At 74.7% G+C, this 20,910-nt stretch carries 21 protein-coding genes and 3 tRNA genes; 4 read left to right on the top strand and 20 right to left on the bottom strand.

Annotated features, from left to right (window positions below; genetic code table 11):
• Positions 1–16: 16 nt before the first annotated feature.
• From AWW66_RS06205 to AWW66_RS06170, 8 genes are all read right to left on the bottom strand, one after another.
• Positions 17–90 (bottom strand) — tRNA-Phe (locus AWW66_RS06205).
• Positions 91–191: 101 nt separating this feature from the next.
• Positions 192–265 (bottom strand) — tRNA-Asp (locus AWW66_RS06200).
• Positions 266–296: 31 nt separating this feature from the next.
• Positions 297–369: transfer RNA gene (locus tag AWW66_RS06195), tRNA-Glu, on the bottom strand.
• A 143-nt stretch (positions 370–512) separates the two neighbouring features.
• Positions 513–1,304, bottom strand: a complete 792-nt coding sequence (locus AWW66_RS06190; protein WP_067360988.1) for a polysaccharide deacetylase family protein — start codon at positions 1,302–1,304, stop codon at positions 513–515.
• Positions 1,305–1,342: 38 nt separating this feature from the next.
• Complete coding sequence (locus tag AWW66_RS06185) at positions 1,343–2,395, bottom strand: MerR family transcriptional regulator (protein ID WP_067360985.1); 1,053 nt, start codon at positions 2,393–2,395, stop codon at positions 1,343–1,345.
• Positions 2,385–3,125, bottom strand: coding sequence for an isopentenyl-diphosphate Delta-isomerase (gene idi / locus AWW66_RS06180; protein ID WP_083978259.1), 741 nt, complete (start codon positions 3,123–3,125; stop codon positions 2,385–2,387). Before idi ends, AWW66_RS06185 begins: the two co-directional genes overlap by 11 nt.
• Positions 3,122–4,603: a phytoene desaturase family protein gene (gene crtI / locus AWW66_RS06175; RefSeq protein ID WP_067361024.1), complete on the bottom strand. Its 1,482-nt coding sequence runs from the start codon at positions 4,601–4,603 to the stop codon at positions 3,122–3,124. The genes idi and crtI overlap by 4 nt, the downstream gene beginning before the upstream one ends.
• 28 nt (positions 4,604–4,631) lie before the next feature.
• Complete coding sequence (locus tag AWW66_RS06170) at positions 4,632–5,840, bottom strand: polyprenyl synthetase family protein (RefSeq protein ID WP_067360982.1); 1,209 nt, start codon at positions 5,838–5,840, stop codon at positions 4,632–4,634.
• A gap of 64 nt (positions 5,841–5,904) precedes the next feature.
• Between AWW66_RS06170 and AWW66_RS06165 the strand changes: the two genes are divergently transcribed.
• The 4 genes from AWW66_RS06165 (at position 5,905) to AWW66_RS06150 (ending at position 10,916) form a co-directional block, all read left to right on the top strand.
• Positions 5,905–6,876 (top strand): phytoene/squalene synthase family protein, encoded by a 972-nt coding sequence (locus tag AWW66_RS06165; protein ID WP_083978258.1) that lies wholly within the window; start codon positions 5,905–5,907, stop codon positions 6,874–6,876.
• Between the two features lie 5 nt (positions 6,877–6,881).
• Complete coding sequence (locus AWW66_RS06160) at positions 6,882–8,198, top strand: cryptochrome/photolyase family protein (RefSeq protein WP_083978257.1); 1,317 nt, start codon at positions 6,882–6,884, stop codon at positions 8,196–8,198.
• A 162-nt stretch (positions 8,199–8,360) separates the two neighbouring features.
• Entirely contained in the window at positions 8,361–9,860 is a 1,500-nt protein-coding gene (locus AWW66_RS06155; protein ID WP_067360977.1) for a dihydrolipoyl dehydrogenase family protein, read from the top strand.
• A 204-nt stretch (positions 9,861–10,064) separates the two neighbouring features.
• Entirely contained in the window at positions 10,065–10,916 is an 852-nt protein-coding gene (locus AWW66_RS06150) for a Rieske (2Fe-2S) protein (RefSeq protein ID WP_067361021.1), read from the top strand.
• A gap of 538 nt (positions 10,917–11,454) precedes the next feature.
• Here AWW66_RS06150 and AWW66_RS06145 read toward each other — a convergent pair.
• From AWW66_RS06145 to AWW66_RS06090, 12 genes are all read right to left on the bottom strand, one after another.
• Positions 11,455–12,558 carry a LysM peptidoglycan-binding domain-containing protein gene (locus AWW66_RS06145; RefSeq protein WP_067360976.1) on the bottom strand — a complete coding sequence of 368 codons (1,104 nt, stop codon included), beginning with the start codon at positions 12,556–12,558 and terminating at the stop codon, positions 11,455–11,457.
• Between the two features lie 14 nt (positions 12,559–12,572).
• A complete protein-coding gene (locus AWW66_RS06140; protein WP_067361018.1) occupies positions 12,573–12,968 on the bottom strand; it encodes a pilus assembly protein TadG-related protein in 396 nt (131 codons plus the stop codon).
• Positions 12,969–13,045: 77 nt separating this feature from the next.
• A complete protein-coding gene (locus tag AWW66_RS06135) occupies positions 13,046–13,570 on the bottom strand; it encodes a TadE/TadG family type IV pilus assembly protein (RefSeq protein WP_396890485.1) in 525 nt (174 codons plus the stop codon).
• Positions 13,571–13,584: 14 nt separating this feature from the next.
• Entirely contained in the window at positions 13,585–14,052 is a 468-nt protein-coding gene (locus tag AWW66_RS06130; RefSeq protein ID WP_396890475.1) for a TadE/TadG family type IV pilus assembly protein, read from the bottom strand.
• 41 nt (positions 14,053–14,093) lie between these two features.
• Positions 14,094–14,294 (bottom strand): hypothetical protein, encoded by a 201-nt coding sequence (locus tag AWW66_RS06125; RefSeq protein ID WP_067360974.1) that lies wholly within the window; start codon positions 14,292–14,294, stop codon positions 14,094–14,096.
• A 25-nt stretch (positions 14,295–14,319) separates the two neighbouring features.
• Positions 14,320–15,183, bottom strand: a complete 864-nt coding sequence (locus AWW66_RS06120) for a type II secretion system F family protein (protein WP_067361011.1) — start codon at positions 15,181–15,183, stop codon at positions 14,320–14,322.
• Positions 15,183–16,085 carry a type II secretion system F family protein gene (locus AWW66_RS06115; protein WP_067360971.1) on the bottom strand — a complete coding sequence of 301 codons (903 nt, stop codon included), beginning with the start codon at positions 16,083–16,085 and terminating at the stop codon, positions 15,183–15,185. The genes AWW66_RS06120 and AWW66_RS06115 overlap by 1 nt, the downstream gene beginning before the upstream one ends.
• 37 nt (positions 16,086–16,122) lie before the next feature.
• A complete protein-coding gene (locus AWW66_RS06110; protein WP_067360968.1) occupies positions 16,123–17,673 on the bottom strand; it encodes a TadA family conjugal transfer-associated ATPase in 1,551 nt (516 codons plus the stop codon).
• Positions 17,663–18,463, bottom strand: coding sequence for a CpaE/TadZ family protein (locus AWW66_RS06105; protein WP_067360965.1), 801 nt, complete (start codon positions 18,461–18,463; stop codon positions 17,663–17,665). The genes AWW66_RS06110 and AWW66_RS06105 overlap by 11 nt, the downstream gene beginning before the upstream one ends.
• 1 nt (position 18,464) lies before the next feature.
• Positions 18,465–19,118, bottom strand: a complete 654-nt coding sequence (locus AWW66_RS06100; protein ID WP_067360962.1) for an SAF domain-containing protein — start codon at positions 19,116–19,118, stop codon at positions 18,465–18,467.
• Positions 19,115–20,083 (bottom strand): hypothetical protein, encoded by a 969-nt coding sequence (locus AWW66_RS06095; RefSeq protein ID WP_067360959.1) that lies wholly within the window; start codon positions 20,081–20,083, stop codon positions 19,115–19,117. Before AWW66_RS06095 ends, AWW66_RS06100 begins: the two co-directional genes overlap by 4 nt.
• Positions 20,077–20,646, bottom strand: coding sequence for a hypothetical protein (locus AWW66_RS06090; RefSeq protein WP_067360956.1), 570 nt, complete (start codon positions 20,644–20,646; stop codon positions 20,077–20,079). Before AWW66_RS06090 ends, AWW66_RS06095 begins: the two co-directional genes overlap by 7 nt.
• Between the last annotated feature and the right edge of the window lie 264 nt (positions 20,647–20,910).

Genomic DNA, 20,910 nt, shown 5'->3' with positions numbered 1-20,910 from the left:
CCGGCGAAAGGCTATGTGGCCAGGGGCGGGGTCGAACCGCCGACCTTCCGATTTTCAGTCGGACGCTCGTACCAACTGAGCTACCTGGCCGGGTCTCGGCTCATCGTACCCGGTGGACGGGGTCGCCGCCCGAGGGGCACATGGGCCGATACGCAGAACGCCGCGCGGTGTGCACGCGGCGTCAGCGTTTGCGGTCCTGACGGGACTTGAACCCGCGACCTCCGCCTTGACAGGGCGGCGAGCACTCCAACTGCTCCACAGGACCTTGCGTGTTGCCTCCGGCCGAAGCCGGACCGTGCCCCCAACGGGATTCGAACCCGTGCTACCGCCTTGAAAGGGCGGCGTCCTGGGCCGCTAGACGATGAGGGCGGCCCCGCCATCATTGCACACTCGCAACTTCTAGCGGACTTGCTCCCATCCGGCCCCGCCGGAGGCCTGCAAAGCATACGTGATGGCCGGCCGGTCGACCAAACCGGTATGGCGCAGGGGGTCCCGGCCCGTGAAACCGCAGGTCAGCGCAGTTTGACGATGCCGTACCGGCGCTTGAGGTCCTTGATCACGTGCCGGCAGGCACTCATCGTGGCGCGGCGGTCACCGCCCCCGTCGTGCAGCAGCACCACCGCGCCGGGGCGGGCGGCGGTGGTCACCCGCTTGGTGATGGTGGGGCCGGTGGGCTTCGCCCAGTCCTGCGGGTCGACGGTCCAGTGCAGCGAGCGCATCCCCAGCTCCTTGGCGACCGCCACCACCTCGGCGGTCCACCGGCCGCCCGGCTGGCGGTAAAACGGGATCCTGGCGTCCGGCACGGCGTCCCGGATCGCCGCGCTGGTCCGCTTCAGGTCGGCCCGGATCGCGGCCGTGGACCGCCGGCCCAGCTCGATGTCGTGGTCCCAGCTGTGGTTGCAGAGCTGGTGTCCCTCCCGGGCGATCCGGGCGACCAGGTCCGGGTACCGGCGGGCCCGGCTGCCGATCACGCAGAAGGTCGCCTTCACCCGGGCCGCCCGGAGCTGGTCGAGCACCTGGGGGGTGTAGACCGGGTCGGGCCCGTCGTCGAAGGTCAGCGCCACCCCGCGTACCCCGGTGGTCTTGCGCAGCCCGGCGGGGAGCCCGGTGGGGCGGGGTCGCACCGGCGGGGGCGGGCCGGTGCGCTTCGGGCTCGGCGTGGCGACCGGTGTCGGGGTGGGCGACGGGGCGGTGGACCAGGCGGGCGCGGCGGTGCCGGACCCGGGTCGGCTGCCGGCCCGACCACAGCCGGTGACCAGCAGCAGCAGACCGAGGACGAGCGCGAGGGGGGCGCGAAGGGGCATTCTCGCTCCGGGTGAGGGGGTACACGGACTCCCCGACGCTAGTGGAGGCCCCCGGATCGCGGCAGGGCCGGTGACGCCGACTGTTCCAGGGCGTCACGGACGGCGACGGCGAGCGAGACCGCCTCGGCCAGGTCGACGGGGCGGACCACCCCGGCCGGCAGCGTGTCGGCCCGCCAGCCCGGCCCGGCGGCGAGCACCAGCAGCGGCCGGCGGGGGACGGCGAGCAGGGTGGTGAGCTGGTGCGGGTCGGCGGTGGCCCGGGTGTGCGACCAGATCACCACCCCCGCCGGTCCGGTCCGGTCCACGGCTTCGACCAGCGCCGCCGGGGGCACCCGGGCACCGAGCATCCGGTACGCGGTGCCGGCCTCGGTGAGCGCGGCGGCCAGCGCCTCCAGCGGCAGGCTGTGCTGCTCCTCGTCGGCGCAGGAGAGCAGGATCCGGGCCGGTCCGGTGGTCGTGCCGGACCGGGTCACCGCGGCGAACGCCTCCGACACGCACCGGGAGAAGAGGTGCTCCACCTCGATCAGCCGGGAGGTGGCCGCGTGCCGTTCGCCGATCCCGACGAGCACCGGCCGGAGCAGCCGGTCCCAGGTGGCGATCACCCCGTCGGCGGCCAGCGACCGGGCGATGACGGTGGCGATCGACACCGCGTCGAGGCGCATGGCGGCGCGGGCCAGGCCGCGCGCGGCCGGACCGGCCCGGCCGACCGGGATGGTAGCCCCGCCACCGTCCCGCCCGGTGCCGTCGGTTCTGGTGCCACCGGTCCCGACGCCGGTGCCAGGGTCGGGGTGGGGGCCGGGGCCGTCGACCCGGGTGCCGGTGGCCAGCCGGGGTGGACCCGGCTCGGGGGTCGGGGCCAGGTCGGGGGCCTGGCGGGCCCAGCGGGCCGCCTCGGCCGGGCTGATCCCCTCGGCGGTGAGCCGCCGCATGATCTCCAGGCGGGCCAGGTCGGCGGGGGTGTAGCGCCGGTGGTGTCCGGGGGTGTGCTGGCTCGGCCCGAGGCCGTACCGCTGGTGCCAGGTCCGCAGCGTGGTGACGGCCACCCCCAGTCGGCGGGCGACCGCCCCCGCGCTCAGCGCCTCATCGACCACCCGACGGCTCCACACCGTCGTCCGTCTCGCCAGCCGACCGCGCCGGAGCGTGGTCGGCCGCCGGACCGTGCTGGGCCGTCGGCCGGAGCAGCCGGTCGAGCACGCCGCCCAGCCAGGGCGCGTACGGCTGCGGATCGGCCGCCAGGTCGGCCGCCACGGCGGCCGGGTTCGCCCAGCGCAGCTCGGCCACCTCGGCCGGGTCGGGGCGTACCGGTGCGTCGGCCGGCAGTTCCCCGCGCAGGACGTGGTCGTACTCGTACTCGACCCGGCCGGTGACCGGGTCCTCGGCGTAGTAGACGTACACCCCGACCTCGGTCAGGTCGACCGGACCGACGCCCAGTTCCTCGCCGAGCCGGCGGTTGGCGGCCGTCGCCGGCGCCTCACCCGGCTCGGGGTGGCCGCAGCAGGAGTTCGCCCAGCGCAGCGGGAACCGGGTCTTCACCTCGGCCCGCCGTTGCAGCAGCACCCGGCCGGCCGCGTCGGTCAGCAGCACCGAGAACGCCCGGTGCAACTGGCCGGGCGGCTGGTGGGCGGCCGACACGGTGGTCTTGCCGAGCGCCCGCCCGGTGTGGTCGACCAACTCGACGAGGTGTCCCTCCCGGGACGATGGCTCCCCCCGGTGTCCCTCCCGCGACAGCGGCTCCACCGGGTGCCCCTCCCGGGACGGCGGCTCCACCGGGTGTCCCTCCCGGGACAGCGGCTCGACCGGGTGTCCCTCGCGGGACGTCATGCGGTACCTCCTGTGACGCGGGCGGCGGCGAGCTTGCCGGAGATGAGCACCATCGGTACGCCGACCCCCGGTTGGGTACCCGAGCCTACGAAAACCACGTTGGACAGTGTGCGGTGCAGGTTCGACGGGCGGAACGGCCCGGTCTGGAAAAGGCTGTGCGCTGCGGCGAACGGGGTGCCGGCGGCCATCCCCTGCTCGGCCCACTCGGCCGGGGTGACCGCTCGCAGCACCTCGACGCCGTCGCCGAAGCCGACGTACCCGCGTTCCTCCAGGGTGCCGATGAGCTGGTCGGAGTAGCGGCGGGTGAGGTCGCCGCGCCACTCGAAGGGGGCCCGGTCCAGGTTCGGCACCGGGGCCAGCACGTAGTAGGTGTGCCGGCCGGCGGGGGCGACCGAGGGGTCGGTCCGGCTCGGGTTGGTGACCAGCAGCGACGGGTCGGTCATCAGCTCGCCGCGTCGGATCACCTGGTCGAAGGTGCCCTTCCAGGCGCGACCGAAGTGGATGTTGTGGTGGGCGATCCGGCGGTACTCCTGCCGGGAGCCGACGTGCAGCACCACGCAGGAGGGGGAGTGGTCGAGCCGGCGGGGCCGCGACGGCGGCAGCAGGTCGCGGTAGGCCACCGGCAGGTCCGGGTTGAGCACCACCACGTCGGCCGGGACCAGTTCGCCGTCGGCGGTGACCACGCCGGTCGCCCGGCCGTGCGTGGTCTGCACCCGGGTCACCGTGGTGCCGTAGCGCACCTGCACGCCGTGCTTCTCGGCGGCGCCGGCCATCGCCTTGGAGACCGCGTGGATGCCGCCGCGCGGGAAGTACACCCCGGCCACCGAGTCCAGGTACGCGATGACCGCGTAGATGGCCAGCGCGTCGTGCGGGGCGAGGCCGGCGTACATCGCCTGGAAGGAGAAGATCCGTTGGGTACGCGGGTCGCGGAAGAACTGCTCGATCTTGGTCTGGAGCCGCCGGAAGGCCCCGTTGGCGAGCAGTTTCAGCAGGTTGCCGGTGAGCAGGTCGGTCGGGGCGTCGAGGTTGCGCTCGATGAAGTCGGCCCGTTCCAGCCGCCACAGCTCCCGGGCGTAGTCGACGAAGCGCAGGTACCCGTCGGCCTCCCGGGGGCCGCAGACCGTCGAGATCTCGGCGGCCATCCGGGTGGTGTCGGTGATCACGTCCAGCGTGGAGCCGTCCGGGTAGTACGCCCGGTACGCCGGGTCCAGGGGCGTGAGGTCGAGCCAGTCGGCCAACTCCTCGCCGACCGCGCCGAGCGCCTCGGCGATCAGGTCGGGCATGGTGAGCACGGTCGGGCCGGTGTCGAACTCGTACCCGTCGACGCCGAGCCGCCCGGCCCGGCCGCCCGGCACGGGCTCCCGCTCCAGCACGGTCACCTGCCGGCCGCTGCCGGCCAGGTGCAGGGCGGCGGCCAGCCCGCCCAGCCCGGCGCCGACGACCACCACCCGGTCCGTCCGTCCGCTCACCGTCCGCACGCCGACCACCTCCTCGGAAGACTGCTCATCATGCCTGCCGCCGGGTGGCGGCCGTGGCGAGGCCGATCAGCGCGAACCGCGCGGTCCGGTCGATCGACGTGGTCTCCAGCGCGGCCAGCGCCTCGGCCACCCGGGCGGTGATCATCTGCTCGATCCGGTCGACCGCCCCGGTGGCGGCGACCAGGTCGGCCAGGCCGGCGATCTCCCGGTCGTCGGCACCGGCACCGGCACCGGCACCGGCACCGGGGCCAGGGCCCACGCCGCCGGCACCCGGGCCGACGGCCCGCTCCAGCCTGCGGCGCTGCGCCGGGGTGGCGAGCTGCCGGGCCAGCATCAGCAGCGCGGTGGGCTTGCCGGTGCGCAGGTCGTCGCCGGCCGGCTTGCCGGTGGCCGCCGGATCGCCGTAGACGCCGAGCAGGTCGTCCCGGAGCTGGAACGCCTCGCCCACCGCCAGGCCGTAGCGGGTGTACGCGGTGACCAGCGGATCGTCGGCGGGGACGCCGGCCAGCCGGGCCCCGAACAGCAGCGGACGCTGGACGGTGTAGCTGGCGGTCTTGTAGCGGGCCACCCGCAGCGCCCGGTCCAGCGACCAGTTGCCCGCGTCGCTCTCGCCGAGGACGTCGAGGTACTGCCCGGCGACGGTCTCCACCCGCATCTGGTCGTAGCAGCGACGCACGTCGAGGAGCCGGGCCGGGGCGACGGTGGCGTACGACATGAGCCGGTCGGCCCAGACCATGCAGAGGTCGCCGACGAGCACCGCGACCGCCTCGCCGAACCGGCCGGAGTCGCCCCGGTGCCCGGCGGCGGCGTGCTGCGCGGCCAGCGCCACGTGGGCGGTGGGTCGCCCGCGCCGGGTCGCCGAGGCGTCCATCACGTCGTCGTGGACCAGGGCGAAGGTGTGCAGCAGCTCCAGCGCGGCCAGCGCCGGCAGGACGGGGGACAGCGGCTCGTCGCCGCCGGCCGCGCCGCGCCAGCCCCAGTACGCGAAGGTCGGCCGGACCCGCTTGCCCCCGGCGAGGACGCAGTCCCGCGCGGTGGCGGCGAACCCGCCCATGGCCGCGTCGATCCGGGTCAGTGCGTCGACCTCGGTGGTGAGGAAGTCGGCCAGGGTCTCGTCCACCGCCGTGACCAGGTCCCGGGTGTACGCGGCCAGGACCGCGCGGACCGGATCGTCGCCCTCGGCCGGCCCGGCCGGCGCCAGGCGGAGCGCGTTACCCGCAACTGCGTCGTTGGCCATGCGGGCGAGCGTACCCTAGGGTTACGAGTTGCGTCGATTGGTGCGTCGAATCTGAGGAGGGCCGGTGGACGCTGACCTCACCGCTGCCTATGACCGTTGCCGTGAGCTGCACCGACGTCACGGCCGTACCTACTATCTCGCCACCCGACTGCTGCCCGCTTGGAAACGGCGGCATGTGCACGCCTTGTACGGTTTCACCCGGTATGCCGACGAGATCGTCGACCGCACCGAGGACCTGCCCCCGACCGAGCGGGCCGCCCGCCTCGACGACTGGGCCGGCCGTTTCCTCGCCGGCCTGCACGGCCAGCCGGTCGACGACCCGCTGCTCCCCGCCGTGCTGCACACCATCGCCGTCTTCGACCTCGACCGGGACGACTTCGCGTCGTTTCTCAAGAGCATGGCGATGGACCTGACCGTCACCTCGTACCGCACCTACGACGCCCTGCTCGACTACATGGAGGGCTCGGCCGCGGTGATCGGCACGATGATGCTGCCGATCCTCGGCAGCGCCGACCCGGTGGCGGCCCGGGAGCCCGCCCGCCACCTCGGCTTCGCCTTCCAGCTCACCAACTTCATCCGGGACGTCGCCGAGGACCTGGACCGGGGCCGGACGTACCTGCCCGACGAGGACCTCGCCGCCTTCGGGGTCACCCGGGCGGACCTGCTCGCCGCCCGCCGCCGGGGCCGGACCACCGAACCGATCCGGGACCTGATCCGGTACGAGGTGACCCGGGCCCAGGCGCACTACGTGGCCGCCGCCCCCGGCATCACTCTGCTCGACCCCGCCTCGCAGTCCTGCATGCGGACCGCGTACGCCCTCTACGGCGGGATCCTCGACGAGGTCGCCGCCCAGGGGTACGACGTCTTCGTGCGCCGGGCGACCGTGCCGCAGCGTCGCCGGATGGCGGTGGCCGCCCGGGCCCTGCTCACCCCGACCGGTACCCCGGTGGTGGTCCCCGGCCCCCCACCGGCCGGTGACCTGCCGCCGGTCCACGGCGTCGACGGCCCGGCGGCGTACCGGGCGGCGCTCGGCTGACCTCGGTGCGTACCGCGATCGTGCTGTTCACCCGCGACCTGCGGGTGCACGACCACCCGGCGCTCGCCACCACCTGCGCGGCGTTCGACCGGGTGGTCCCGCTGTACGTGCTCGACCCGGCGCTGGCCGACCGGTCGCCGAACCGGACCCGCTTCCTCCACGAGAGTCTCGCCGACCTGCGGGAGAGCCTGCGCGAACGCGGCGGCGACCTGGTGCTGCGGCACGGCGACCCGGTGGCCGAGACGATCCGGCTGGCCGGGCAGGTGGGCGCCGAGGCGGTGGCGCTCTCCGCCGACGTCAGCCGGTACGCCCGGCGGCGGGAGCGGCGGCTGCGCGCCGAGTGCGAGCGGCACCGGCTGCACCTGCGTTCCTTCCCCGGGCTGACCGTGGTCGAGCCGGGCGCGCTGCGTCCCGGCGGCGGGAACCACTACCGGGTGTTCAGCCCGTACTTCCGGGCCTGGCAGGCCGCCGACCGGCGGACCGCGCTGGCCGCCCCGGAGCGGGTCGATTTGCCCGCCGGGGTACCGGTGGGCCGGCTGCCGGCCCGCCCCGCCGGTGAGTCGCCCGACGCCGTCGCCGGGGGCGAGACCGTCGGCCGGGAGCGGCTGCGCGGCTGGCTGCCCACCCTCGACCGGTACCCCGACCTGCACGACGACCTGGCCGGGGACGGCACCTCCCGGCTCAGCCCGTACCTGCGGTTCGGCTGTCTCTCGCCGCTGGAGGTGACCGACCGGGCCGGCGACCGGGCGCACCCGTTCGTCCGGCAGCTCTGCTGGCGGGACTTCTACTACCAGGTCACCGCCGCCTTCCCGCAGCTCGCCCGGACCGCCTACCGCGCCGGGGCCACCGAGGACTGGCGGTACGACACCGAGGCCCTGGCCGCCTGGACCGAGGGGCGGACCGGGGTGCCGATCGTGGACGCCGGCATGCGGCAACTGCGCGCCGAGGGCTGGATGCACAACCGCGCCCGGCTGATCACCGCCGGCCACCTGACCAAGCAGCTCCGGCTGGACTGGCGGGCCGGGCTGGCCGTCTTCGGCCGCTGGCTGCTCGACGGGGACGTGGCGAACAACGCCGGCAACTGGCAGTGGGTCGCGGGCACCGGCCACGACACCCGGCCGTACCGGGGCTTCAACCCGGTCCGCCAGGCCGAGCGGTACGACCCCGACGGCCGGTACGTGCGCCGCTGGGTGCCGGAACTGGCGGCGGTCGAGGGGCCGGCCGTGCACCAGCCGTGGCGACTGCCCGACCCGCTGCGCCGTACCCTCGACTACCCGCCGCCGTTGCCGCCGGCCGGCCCCACCCCGCCCTGGCTCCGCTGACCCGGCCCCCTCCCGCCGCTCGGCTCGCGTCCCGGTCACCCGGGTCCGCGCACACCGCGCAGTCGCCGGTGGGGGTGAGCTGCCCGGTCTTAAGCTGCCCGGTCGTACCAGGAATCCGGCCCAGCGGTGGCCGGGCGTCGGGCGATCGGCAATGCTGTCGGGGTGGCGGAGCCGGAGCTTGTCGACGTGGTCGTGGTCGGGTTGGGTGTGGGCGGCGAGGAGGTCGCCGGCAGGCTCGCCGAGGCCGGGCTGAGCGTGGTCGGGATCGAGCGTGACCTGGTCGGCGGGGAGTGTCCCTACTGGGGGTGCATCCCCAGCAAAATGATGATCCGGGCGGCGAACGCCCTCGCCGAGGCCCGCCGCGTCGACGGGTTGGCCGGGTCGGCGCAGGTCCGGCCGGACTGGGCGCCGGTGGCGCGGCGGATCCGCGAGGAGGCGACCGACACCTGGGACGACCGGGCCGCGGTGGACCGCTTCGTGGGCCGGGGCGGGCGGTTCGTGCGGGGCAGCGGCCGGCTCGACGGGCCCGGTCGGGTCCGCGTCGGCGAGCAGGTGTTCCAGGCCCGGCACGGGATCGTCCTCGGCACCGGTACCCGGCCGTCGATCCCGCCGCTCGACGGCCTCGCCGACACCCCGTACTGGACGAACCGCCAGGCCATCGAGGTCGAGGAGCTGCCGGCCAGCCTGCTCGTGCTGGGCGGGGGTGCGATCGGGCTGGAACTGGCGCAGGTCTTCGCCCGGTTCGGGGTCACGGTCACCGTGCTGGAGGCGTCGGACCGGGTCCTCGCCGTCGAGGAACCGGAGGCCTCCGAGGTGGCCGCCGCCGCGTTGCGCGCCGACGGCGTGGAGATCCAAACCGGGGTACGCGCCGAGCGGGTCGACCACGACGGGGGACGGTTCACCGTCCGGGCCGCCGGCGGGGCGGAGTTCACCGGTGACCGGCTCCTGGTGGTGACCGGCCGTCGGGCGCACCTGGACGAGCTGGGCCTGGACACGGTCGGCGTGGCCGCCGACCAGCGGTACCTGCCGGTGGACGACCGGCTGCGCGCCGCCGCCGGGATCTGGGCGGTCGGCGACCTGACCGGCGAGGGCGCCTTCACGCACGTCGCCATGTACCAGGCGGCGATCGTCGTCGCCGACCTGCTCGACCACGTCCGGCACGCCGAGGCGGGGCCGGACGCCAGCGGTACCGCCAGCGCGGTGGGGGGTGCGGTGGGTGCCGTCGGCGCGGCGTCCGGCGGTGCCGGCCCGGCCGGAGTCTCCGGCGGTGCCGGCCCGGCCGGAGTCTCCGGCGGTGTGCCCCGGGCCGACTACCGGGCGCTGCCCCGGGTCACCTTCACCGACCCGGAGGTCGGCGCGGTCGGCCTCACCGAGCGGCAGGCCCGCGACCGTGGCCTCAACGTGCAGGTCGGGATCAGCCCGCTCGAATCGTCGACCCGGGGCTGGATCCACCGGGGCGACGGGCTGATCAAGCTGGTCGCCGACGCCGACCGGGGGGTGCTGGTCGGGGCCACCTCGGTCGGCCCGGCCGGCGGCGAGGTGCTCTCCGGGCTGGCGGTGGCGGTGCACGCGGCGGTGCCGATCAGCCAACTCCGGCACATGATCTACGCGTACCCGACGTTCCACCGGGCCATCGAGGAGGCCCTGCGCGCCCTGCGGTGACCTTCCTCTGCTCCGAGCCGCCCGGTACGTCTCCGGGCCGGTCGTCCAGGTCGGCGGCGGCAAGCACACCTGGTGACCGACCGGCCGGTCACCGGTGGACTTTCCGGTCCCCGGTGGGCGCGGCAGGTGGTCCGGAACGGCGGCCCGGCCATTTTGGTGGCCGGTGACCGGTTTGCCGCCGCCGCTGCCGGGAAGTCGTTCCTCGTGCGAGCACTGTTGACGAGAATCGAGCAGGCCAGAGGGCTGGACCGGGTGGGCGACCGGGTGCAGCACGCCGTCCAGGCCACCCTGCGCCCGCAGCGGGTCCGGGACTTCCTGCACGGCGTTTGGCTGGGTCATCCCCTGCATCCGGCGCTGGTCCAGGTGCCGGTGGGCGCCTGGCTCAGCGCCGCAGCCGTCGACCTGTTGCCGGGGCAGCGCCGGTCCGCCACCGCGCTGGTCGCCCTCGGCACCGTCGGGGCCGTACCGGCGGCCGTGTCCGGCTTGAACGACTGGGCCGCCCTCGCCCCGGACCAGCGCCGGGTCGGCCTGGTCCACGCCACCGCCAACCTGGTCGGGCTGGCGCTGTACGGCGGGTCGCTGGTCGCCCGGCTGAACGGCCGGCACAACCTCGGCCGGGCGCTGAGCTACCTCGGCCTGAGCGCCGCCAGCGCCGGGGCGTACCTCGGTGGCCACCTGGCGTACAAGCAGGGTGCCCAGGTCAACCAGAGCATCTCCGAACTGCACCGGATCGGCGACGGCTGGCACCCACTGGCGGACCTGGCGGCGCTGCCGCAGCGGAAGCTGATCACCCGGTCGATCGACGACGTCTCGGTGATCCTCTACCGGCACGGCGACGAGGTCACCGTGATGCTGGAGCGCTGCCCGCACCAGAGCGGCCCGCTCGGCGAGGGCGAGGTGCAGCAGATCGACGGGCACGCCTGCGTGGTCTGCCCCTGGCACGGCAGCGCGTTCCGGCTCAACGGCGGCGAGGTGGTGCACGGCCCGTCCGGCAACGACCAGCAGGTCCTGCCGACGCGGGTGGTCGACGGCATCCTCCAGACCCGCCTGCCCTGACTCGCTGCGGAGACGTCCTTGGCCAGTCAGGCCGGACAGGCCCTCCGCGACCTGGGAGATCTGCCGGGGGCAGAAGCGCAGTTCAAGAGGTCTGTCTCGACCCGGAACGCGGACGCCTACCGAAGAATCCACACCCTCACCTTGGCGAATCTCGCCGACGTGCAGTACGCGCAGGGGCGCCTGTGGCAGGCAAACGAGAACTGGGGGCTGGCGATGGATTCGATGTCCAACGTCACGTCCGGCAGAGCGTACGGCGCTGTGCAGAACATCCGTAAGCGTCTGAGCAGCCTCGGCCCCCGAATGCCGCGTTTTGCCAGGAGTCTTGACCAGAGCGCTGCTGCCAGGCTCGACAGCAGCGGACCTTGGAAGATTTCGGCCCCTCTGGGGGCCATTCGGCTCCAAGGTCTCTCGGCGCTCGTTCCGAAGGCGACGATAATTAGGGCACAAAAGGACAAAAAGGGTTTGTGGCAGGCTGGGCCTCGGGACTCCTGGTTCCCGGCTGGGGGTACCAGCCGGGAACCAGCGGACGGTGCCGGGATCAGTCGCGGCGGTGGCGACCGCCGGGGAGGATGCCGGGCCGGGCCGCCGCCCGGGGAGCAGCCTGCCGGCGGCGCAGGCCCAGGACGGCGCCGATCTGCGCGCCGACGATGCTGGCCACGGTGAGCACCGCGGAGACCGCGAGCGGGCGGTTCACCCCGTCGCCGTCACCGGCCCGGGACGCGCCGACCGCCATCACCGGGGGCGTACCGGACGACTTCTGCGACGTCGGCGGCTCCGGTACCGGCATGTCGGCCGGCGGGGGCGGCGGGGCGACGCCCGGCCCGCCCGGGTTGCCCGCATCCGGGACGGGCGACGTGGCCGGGGTGTCGTGGCCGGGCGGGGCCGGGCTGGCCGGCCGGGCCACCAGCCGCCCGTTGGCGTGCGCGCGGGCTCCCGCGTCGTCGGCCTCGGTGGGCAGCTTCAGCAACTGGCCGGGGCGGATGCGGTCCGGGTTCTTCAGCCGGTTCAGCTTCGCCACCTCGCGGTAGTCGCCGAAGTCGTCCAGGTACCGCTCGGCGACCGTGCCGAGGTAGTCGCCCTTCGCCACCCGGTACACCGGGTTGACGGCCGGCTCGGTCTCGGCCTGCCGGGTCAGGCCGGCCTGCTGCGCGGCGGTCGGCTGCTGCGCCAGCGTGGCCGGCTGGGCGATGGTGACCTGGTGGGTGACGGGGGCGGCGGCCGTCGGGTACGGGCCGGCCAGGGTGGTGGCGGCGGTCGCCGCCGGGCTCGCCGCGATGATCAGCGCGATCGACCCGACCAGCGCGGCGGCGGCCCGCTGCTGGTGGCGCATCCCCGGCAGCCGGGGAGCCCGGCGGCGGAAGATCTGCGCGAACAGCTCCACCACGACCGAGAAGGCGAACGTCGCCCAGCCGAACCAGCCCACCACGGCCAGCGCCCGCAGGAAGAGTTGACCGTCGTCGCGGCTGGTCAGGGTGGTGCCGATCTCGGCCAGGGTGGGTACGTGGTCGGGGAGCGGGTTCCCGGCCAGGGCGATGAGCGCCACCGGCCCGCCGGCCAGTACCGCGCAGAGCACGACGAGCGCGCCGAGCCCGGTGAGGACCTGTCCCGTCCGCCGTACGGCGGTGCCACGCGGTGCGGCCATGGCTGCCTTCCTTCCTACGGACCCTCGGTGAGGGTGCGGGCGGTGGCCTCGCCGGAGACGGTGACGCTGTCCCCGAAGCCGAAGAGGCCGAGCAGTAACCGGTCGTAGGCGACGCTGACCCGGACCCGGATGTGCTTCTCCCCGTCGATGACCGGGAAGGTGACCGTGTGGCTGGTGACCCCGGCGGCGGCGAGGTAGCTGCTGACGGCCACCCGGGCGTCGCCCTCGTCGATCTCCTTGCTGCCCCCGGCGATGGCGCGCGCCCGGTCGATGGACTGGCCGCCGGCCCGCGCCGCCTCGGCGGCGAGGTTCCCGGCCCGCTGCGTCGACCGGAGCTGGCCGGCGCCGTCGAAGGCCAGCCCGATGATCACGAGTACGCCGGTCATGGCGACCGCCAGGAAGAGGCTCACCCGGCCGTCGTCGCCCCGCCGACGCCCCGGCCCGGCCGGGCGTGCCCGGCCGCCCGGCGTACCGGGGGACCGGCCGGTCACGGTCGGCTCCGGTAGCGGTCCAGCGGCGAGGTGAAGACGGCCGTGACGGTCCGCTCGGTCGGCATGCCGGGCACCGCCGGCAGGCGGATGTCGGCGAAGGAGACGGTGCAGGTGACCCGGACCGAGACGGCGCTGGGCTGGCCGGCGGTGGTGTCGAAGGCGGTGTCGAAGCTGACCGTCTGGCCACCGACCGAGCCGGTGAAGGTGAGCGCGGGCGCTCCGGCGCAGTTGAGCCGCTGCCAGTCCAGCTGGGTCCGGGCCGCGTCGGTCGCCGCCGCCCGCGCGGTCGCCGGGTCCCGCGAGATCGACGCGGCGCGGGCCGCGTCGTGGGCGGCGGATTCGATCGCCTCGGCGGCGATCGCGGTCCGTCCCGCCACCCCGGCCAGCACGAGCAACGCGAGGAAGGCGGGCGTCAGGATCGCCACCTCGACGGAGACCGACCCGCGCTCGACCCGGCCCCGCCCCGCCGCGCCCGGCTGGTCCGCCGTGCTGGCCCGGCTCGCATTGCCGGCCCGGCTCACAGCGTCCGGCCGGGTCACGGGGTGCCTCCGGCGGTGGTCCAGCGCTCGACGGTGCCGTGCGCGGTCTGCCGGACCGGGAAGCTGACCCCGGGGACCACTGACAGGGAGCGGCCGGTGACCGTGCAGGTGACCTCGGTGGCGGTGACGGCGCAGTCCGGTCCCGGCTGGTCCCAGCCGACCAGCCAGTCCCCGGCGGCGGTGAGGAAGGCGGCGGCGCGGGCCTCGCCGGCTCCGGCGGGGGCCTGGTGGACCCGTTGGGCGGTGACCGCGCTCTGCGCGGCGTTCAACGCGGTGGCCCGCGCGACGAACCAGGCGGCGGCCTGGATCGAGGCGAACAACAGCAGCAGGACCAACGGCATGACCACCGCCAGCTCGACCGGGTTGGCCCCCCGGTCCGCGCCGTCGGCCAGCAGCCGGGACCGCAGGACCCCGGTCGTCGCCGGACGGCGGGCGGGCCGGGGCCACCGGATGGCCGTCGCCACCCGGTGGGCCGCTGTCGGGGTCGGGCACCACATCTGAGTTGTCAGCTCCCACCCGGGCCCGGGATCTTGCTCATCCACTCCTGGGCCTTGGTGCTGACCAGGGCGGTGACCGCGATCGCGGCGGCCACCAGGCCGAAGATGATCACGGCGGTGGGGACCGGGCTGTCGCCCCGGTCACCGGCGCGACGCAGCTCGGCGAGCCGGTCGAGCACCAGGATGTGCAGGTAGGCGACGAGACGCATGACGTACTCCTAAAACGGGGAGGGATTACAGACGGGCGACGAAGGGGTAGACGGCGAAGCCGAGCAGGACGAAGACCAGCAGCGCGCCGGGGATGTCGAGCTGGCTGGTCACCCCCTCGGCGCGGGCCAGGTTGTCGGTGCGGATCTGGTCGCGCAGCGCGTCGGCCCGGTTGCGCAGGGTCTCGTGCACCTGCGCGCCCTCGCTGCCGGAGGAGCGCATGATCGCGCCCACGTCGCCAAGTTCCGGGGTGCCCAGCTTCTCGGCGAGGTCGCGCAACTCGTCCCAGGGGGAGTGCATCTGCATCTGGGCCATCCGCAGCGACTCCCGGATGCGGTCGAAGACCCAGCCGTCGCAGACCTGGGCGGCCCGCTCCAGGGACTGCACCGGCCCGTGCGCGGCGGAGAGTTGCAGCGCGACCAGGTCCAGGTAGGCGCAGACGGCCTGGCGGAACTCGGCGCGGGCCGCCTCGGCCTTGGTGAGCACGTCCCGGTGGGCGATCAGGGCGCAGAGCGCCGCCGCGCCGATCCCGCCGAAGACCGGTACGACCAGCGGCAGGCTGGTGCCGGAGAGGAAGAGCACCGCCCCGAGCAGCGTCGGCGCGGCCAGCCCGATCAGGGCGGAGAGCAGCAGGGAGAGGGTGTACTGCTCCGGGGTCCGGTCGATCAGGGCCAGTTCCTGGTGCGGTGGGCGGACCCAGCGGGCGAACCCGCCGAGCCAGTCCAGCCGGCGGCCGGTGGTGGGCCGGGCGGCGCCCGGCGGCTGGTGCAGCCGTTGCAGCGCCGGGCCGAGCGCCGGGGTGGCCGGCAGCGCCTCCTGCACGAGGAGGAAGAGGCCCAGCCCGATCGCGCCGCCACCGACCACGGCGAGGGTGAGCTGCCAACTGAGGATCACCGCAGCGCCTCCTCCGGATCGGGGGCGGGCAGGAACCGGGCCGGCCGGGGCGGCTGGCTCAGGTTGCGCACCCAGACCAGCAGGCCGATGAAGGCCGACCCGAGGACGATCATCACGAGCTGCCCGGTCGGGGTGCCGTACGGGCGCATGTACTCCGCGTTGAGCAGCCCGTACGCCAGGCTGGCCAGCGTCATCCCGGTGAGGAACCGGACCGCGAACCGGGGCTGGGTCCGCTTGGCCTCGATCTCCCGCCGGGTGGCCACCTCGGCCGAGGCGGCGGCGGCGATCGAGCCGAGCACGTCGCCGAGGCGTTCGCCCCGGTCGGTCAGGTGCAGGATCAGCGCGGCCACCACCTGGTCGCAGACCGGGTCGCCGATCTCGTCGGCGAAGGCGAGCAGGGCGGCCTTCGCCGACCAGCCGGCCTGGAGCCGGGCGGCGAGCACCCGCACCTCCTCCTCGATCTCCTCGGGAGCGGTGGTGACGGTGCTGACGATGGCCTGCTGGAGGCCCTGGCCGATGGCGGAGACGTCCTTCAGCCGGCGGGTCCAGTCGCCGACCGCCTCGATCCGGGCGATGGCCCGCTGTTCGGCCCGGCCGACGGCGAACAGCCACGGCACCCCCGGCACCGCGACGGCGACCAGCAGGCCGGCCACCGGCAACCCGGTCAGCAGGAACACCAGCGCGCCGCCGAGCACCGTGCCGAGCAGCTGGCTCTGGTAGCGGCGCTGCTCGCGGCGGCTGGTGCCGGAGCCGAGCCAGAGCCGGCGCAGGCCGGTCCCGGAGCCGGGGCGGGACCGGGGCGGTCGGCGGGTGCCGACCACGGCGACGACGGCGAGGATCAGCCCGGCGACGCAGGCCGCCCCGGAGACGACGGCGATCAGTTCGATGTCCGCGTTCATCGGGGCACCTCGGGGGTGGGCGGGACCGGCACCGGAATCACCGCCGGGCCAGTCGGCTGTTGCGGGGCCGGCGCCAGGCCCCGGCCCCGGCCTCGACCCAGCGGCTCAGCAGGCGGGCGTCGTAGCCGACCCGGAGCAACTGGTCACGGATCCGTTCGGGCAGGTGCCGGGGGACGGCGCGGCCGTCCGGGCCGGGCCCGAAGACGGCGGTGGTGGTGATCCGGTTGCCGTCGCCGACGCCGATCACCTCCTCGACGTGCGAGACGAAGCGGTGCTTGCGCCCACCGATCGCGGTCTCGTCCTCGACGGTGACGTAGACGATCAGGTCGAGGGCGTTGCCGGCCATCCGGCGGGCCTGGTCCACCGTCATCTCCCGGCCGTGCGAGAGCGCCAGCTCGATGATCCGCTCGCCCACCCCCGCCGGGGTACGGGCGTGGATGGTGCACATCGAGCCCCGGCTGGTGGTCATCGCCTGGAGCATCGGCACGATCTCCCGGGACCGCACCTCGCCGACGATGATCCGCAGCACGCCCATCCGCAGTGACACCGGGATCAGGTCGGCGATGCTCACCTCGCCCGCCGGGCGGCCGTCGAGCCCGCGCTCGCCGTGGCCCTCCCGGGCCTCGAAGCTCATCACCGCGCGGTGCCGGCCGCCGTGCTGGGTGGGCAGCAGTTCCCGGCTCTCCTCCAGCAGCACGAACGGCTCGTCCGGGGGGATCTCGCCCATCAGCGCCCGGATCACCGTGGTCTTCCCGGCCCCGGCGAGCCCGGCCACCATGATGTTCAGCCCGGCCCGCATGGAGGCGCGGAGGAAGTCGCGCAGCAGCGGGTCGATCATCTCGTCCAGGTCGGCCCGTGCCCCGGCCAGGTCGTCCAGGCTGACGTCGAGGGTGTTGTGCTTGCGGATCACCGCGTACGGGCGCTGGCTGACCAGGAACACCGCCGCGAGCCGGCTGCCGTCGGGGAGTTGCAGGTCCAGGGTGGGCTTGGAGGTGGAGAGGGACCGTTCGGTGGCACCGGCCCGGCGGGCCGCCGCCTGGAGGATCTCCACCAGTTCGGCGTCGCTGTCGGCGATCGGCTCGCCCCAGTCGACGCCGCCGCCGTGCCGGGTGATGCGCACCCGGTCGCAGCCGAGGATGTGCACCTCCTCGATGGAGGTGTCGACGAGCAGGGTCTGCAACCGGCCCAGCCCGACCAGCTCGGCGGTCACCTGGTCGAGCAGCAGCCGCTCCTCGCCGGCCGGCATCGGGGTGCCCGCCCGGCGGACCGCGTCGGCGTACTCGGCGACCACGGTCACCGCGAGCCGGGCCCGCTCGACGTCCTCCTCCTCGACGGTGAACTCCCGGCCCCGCTGCCACAGGGTGAGCCGTTCGCTGAGCTGCCGGCGCAGGTCCCGGACCACGGCGAAGTCGGCCCGGCGCGGCGGGGCCTCCGGTGGCGGGGGCGTCACGACCGGTGCCGGGGCCGGCTGCGGGGGGTGCCCGCCCTGGGGCGGGTGACCGTTCGCCACGGCCAGGGGCGGGACCGTGGAGGTGACCGCCCCGGGCTGCGGGCCGCGCGGGTCGTGCTGGACCGGCTCAAACCGCACCCGGCACCTCCTCGCCGGCCGGCCAGGCCAGTCGGGCCAGGCGCTGGTCCAGCAGGGCGCGCACCGGCGCCTCCAGCGCGCCGGCCGCGCGCATCAGCGGCCGGTTGCCCCGTACGGTGCCGCCCAGGGTGAGCACCTCGGCGGTACGCGGGTCGTGCGGCAGCCGGGCGATCACCGGTACCCGTAGCGCCTTGCTGATCTCGCCGGTGCCGTGCCCGTCGCCGACCAGCAGCAGGCGCAGCGTGCCGGAGGGGACCCGGTGCTCGACGAGGTCCCGTTCGATGGCCCGGGCCGTCGACCGGGTGACCGAGAGGTCGGGCAGGTTGGCCCGGGTGACCAGGAGGACCACGGTGGCCGCCCGCAGGATCGGCCAGGGCGGGCCGGCGACGTTCAGCCGACCACAGTCGACCAGCACGTCGTACGGCGGTTGGCCCCGTTCCAGGTCGGTGAAGAAGTCGGCGAACCGCTGCCAGAGCGGGGTCACGCTGCCGGCCTGGGCGGGGTCGACCACGCCGGGCAGCAGCAGCCGCTCCCGTTTCGGCGCGTCCAGGTCGACGAGCTGGGACCAGAACGCCTGTTCCAGGTTGCCGTCGCGCAGTTCACCGACGGCCAGCTCGCCGAGGCCCCGGGGGCCGTCCAGGGTCCCGCGCAGGTACCCGGCCATGATCGAGCCGCCCGCCGGGTCGCACTCGGCGAGGACCAGCCGCCGGTGCCAGGTCAACGCGCAGGCCAGGGCGGACGTGGTGACGCCCGGCGAGCCCTTGGCGGAGACCAGCGCGACGATCGCCATGTCAGGCCGCTTTCGTCAGCACGAGCGCGATCCGCTTCTGTGCCGCCAACACCACCACCGCCGGCACGTCCCGGCTGGGCAACGCCAGGTAGACCACCACGCTGGTGGCCTCCGGGGTGGCGGTCTCGATCACGGTGGCCTCGAACCGGGTGCCGGGGCCCCGGCTGTCGGAGTTGCGGTCCGGGGTGGTGACCAGCAGGACCCTGTCGCCGGGGCTGAGGGTGCGCGCCGGCACCTCGCCGGGGGTGAGGGCGAGGGAGATCTGCTGCTGCCCGGGGCCGAGCAGCGGGTCGTCGGTGAGCTGGGCCATGGTGAGCAGGGTGCCGGGGGTCAGCGCCACCGCCGCCCGCTTGCCGACCACCTCGTCGAGTTGGCTCGCGGCCACCGGCGACAGCCCCTGCCCACCGGCCACCTGCACGGTGACCAGGTCGTCGGCCCGGATCTCCCGGCCCACCTCGACCGCCCGCGCGACCGCGAGGTAGCTGCCGGTGGCGCGGACCGAGGTGACCGCGAACGCCGAGCCCAGCCCGCCGAGGGCGATCAGCAGCACCGCCAGGCCGAGCAGCCCCGGGCGCATCCGGCGTTGCCGGACCACCTTCGGGGGTACGACCGGCGCGTCCACCGGGCCGGTACCGCTGCGCGTCACCACACTCACCTGGTCACCACCTGAAGTTCGTCGATCTCGATCGTGTTCGTGCCGCTGGTCCGGGTGAGCGGGAAGGAGTCGCCCGCCCCGCCGCTGCTGGCGGTCCAGCTCACGGTCCAGAAGGTGGTGGCGCTGACCTGGTAGGTGCCGGCCTTCGAGTACCCGCCGTCGTAGCCGCAGTCGGGCGAGGGCTGGCCGGCGTACGGGCCGTCGGGGTCGTACCGGGTGCCGGGGCCGGTGCACTCGACCGTGTCGCCGTTGCCCATGTCCCAGACGATCCGGTCGACGGTGGCGCTGATCGTGACGGTCAGGCCCCGGTCGGAGGCGGAGGCGCTCAGCGGGCCGAAGTAGTTGGGGCCCCGGCTGGCCCACATCCAGACCGGCAGCCCGACCAGCCCGGGGCCGGTGCTGCGGCGGGGCGCCATCGCGATCCGGGGTGCCCGGAGGCTGATCGAGGCGAGCGCCCGCCGGGCCAGCTCCTCCGGGTCGGGCGGGGCGCCGAAGCCGGGCGGCGGGCTGTCGTACAACTCGTTGCGGGTCGACGCGAGACCGCCGTCGCAGGTGACGGCGTACCAGAGGCTGCCCTCGACGACGCTGGGCTGCGGCTCGGCGAGCTTGGTGTAGCACCCGGTGCCGTTGTCGAACCAGCCCAGGTCATCGGAGTAGCAGGCGACCTCCCGGCCCTCCCACTGGCACTTGGCAGCCGGGCCGTCGCCGCCGTCGCCGGGGTTGCCGCCGTTGCTCGGGTTGCCGCCGTTGCCGCCGTTGCCGGGGTTGCCGGGGGTGGGCGGGTCGTCGTCCCAGACGTTGCAGTCGTCCTGGCCGGGCGGGCACTCCGCGCCCGGGGCGGCCCGGCCGGCCGCCGTGGCCGGCTCGCCGACCGTGGCCGGCACGACGGTGCCGGCGAGCAGCAGCGCGACCGCCGCACCCAGCGTCCGGGCCAGCAGCCGGGCCCGGCCGGCGCGGGTCAGCACGGCTGGTCCTGGTGCGCGGCGCCGGCGTTGATCCGCCACTTCCCGTCCGGGTAGCGGGTGGCGGTGGCGGTGGCCAGGTGCCGGCTGCCACGGGAGCCGGGGACGACCTTCTTGTTGTGCGTGTAGACCAGCCGGTACCCGGTGGTGTCCAGGCAGTCCTGGATCTCCACCGTGGCCGGGTCGGTCTCCAGGCTGACGCTGGTGACGGTGGGATCGGAAACCAGTTTCCCGGTACGCATCGCGCCGTTCTCCTTGGCTTGGCGAATTGTCACCCGGACCCGGGTCAGCAACGGATCGCCCAGATATCTGGTCAGCTCCGGATGGCGTGGATCACTTTCTCGGCTCGCCGCGCGGGTGGCGTCGAGATAACCGGCGTAGGCGGCGAGCGCCGCCTCCCGGGCCGCCTCCTCGTCCGCGGCGGAGACGGTGGCGGTGGCGGAGGGTCGCGCCGGTGGCGGCGCGTCGGCGACCTCCGGGGCCGCGCCGCCGCACCCGGCGGTGGCGCCGACCGCCACGATCACGACCAGGCCGGCGCTCCGTCGCCTGAACTGCCGTGCGCGCAACGCGGGTGCCTCCTCGATGCGACCCGGGTGGCCGGGGTCGCCGGCGGCCTCCGGGCGGTCGGAAACGCGCCCGGATCCTGACATTCGGTTCCGATGCGTCTGCTTCCGCATTTACCTGTACGGATCTTGCATATTGCCGGGGTGTTTGTCCTGCTCGGCCTCGGTGCCGAGGTACTGCGGGCTTGCGTCGTACCCAGGTGGCGAGCATAAGCTGACGCCCAGCGATACAACAGAGGCAATTCATCTGAATACGCTCAGTGATGA

Source organism: Micromonospora rosaria (assembly GCF_001567585.1).
GTDB lineage: Bacteria > Actinomycetota > Actinomycetes > Mycobacteriales > Micromonosporaceae > Micromonospora > Micromonospora rosaria.
This window is presented reverse-complemented; position numbering and strand designations above follow the sequence as displayed.

Coding starts and splice junctions, on each gene's coding strand:
- AWW66_RS06190 (WP_067360988.1), bottom strand. CDS start 1,304: ATGCCCCTTCGCGCCCCCCTCGCGCTCGTCCTCGGTCTGCTGCTGCTG.
- idi (WP_083978259.1), bottom strand. CDS start 3,125: ATGACGTCCCGCGAGGGACACCCGGTCGAGCCGCTGTCCCGGGAGGGA.
- AWW66_RS06170 (WP_067360982.1), bottom strand. CDS start 5,840: ATGGCCAACGACGCAGTTGCGGGTAACGCGCTCCGCCTGGCGCCGGCC.
- AWW66_RS06145 (WP_067360976.1), bottom strand. CDS start 12,558: ATGGCCGCACCGCGTGGCACCGCCGTACGGCGGACGGGACAGGTCCTC.
- AWW66_RS06125 (WP_067360974.1), bottom strand. CDS start 14,294: ATGCGTCTCGTCGCCTACCTGCACATCCTGGTGCTCGACCGGCTCGCC.
- AWW66_RS06115 (WP_067360971.1), bottom strand. CDS start 16,085: ATGAACGCGGACATCGAACTGATCGCCGTCGTCTCCGGGGCGGCCTGC.
- AWW66_RS06105 (WP_067360965.1), bottom strand. CDS start 18,463: ATGGCGATCGTCGCGCTGGTCTCCGCCAAGGGCTCGCCGGGCGTCACC.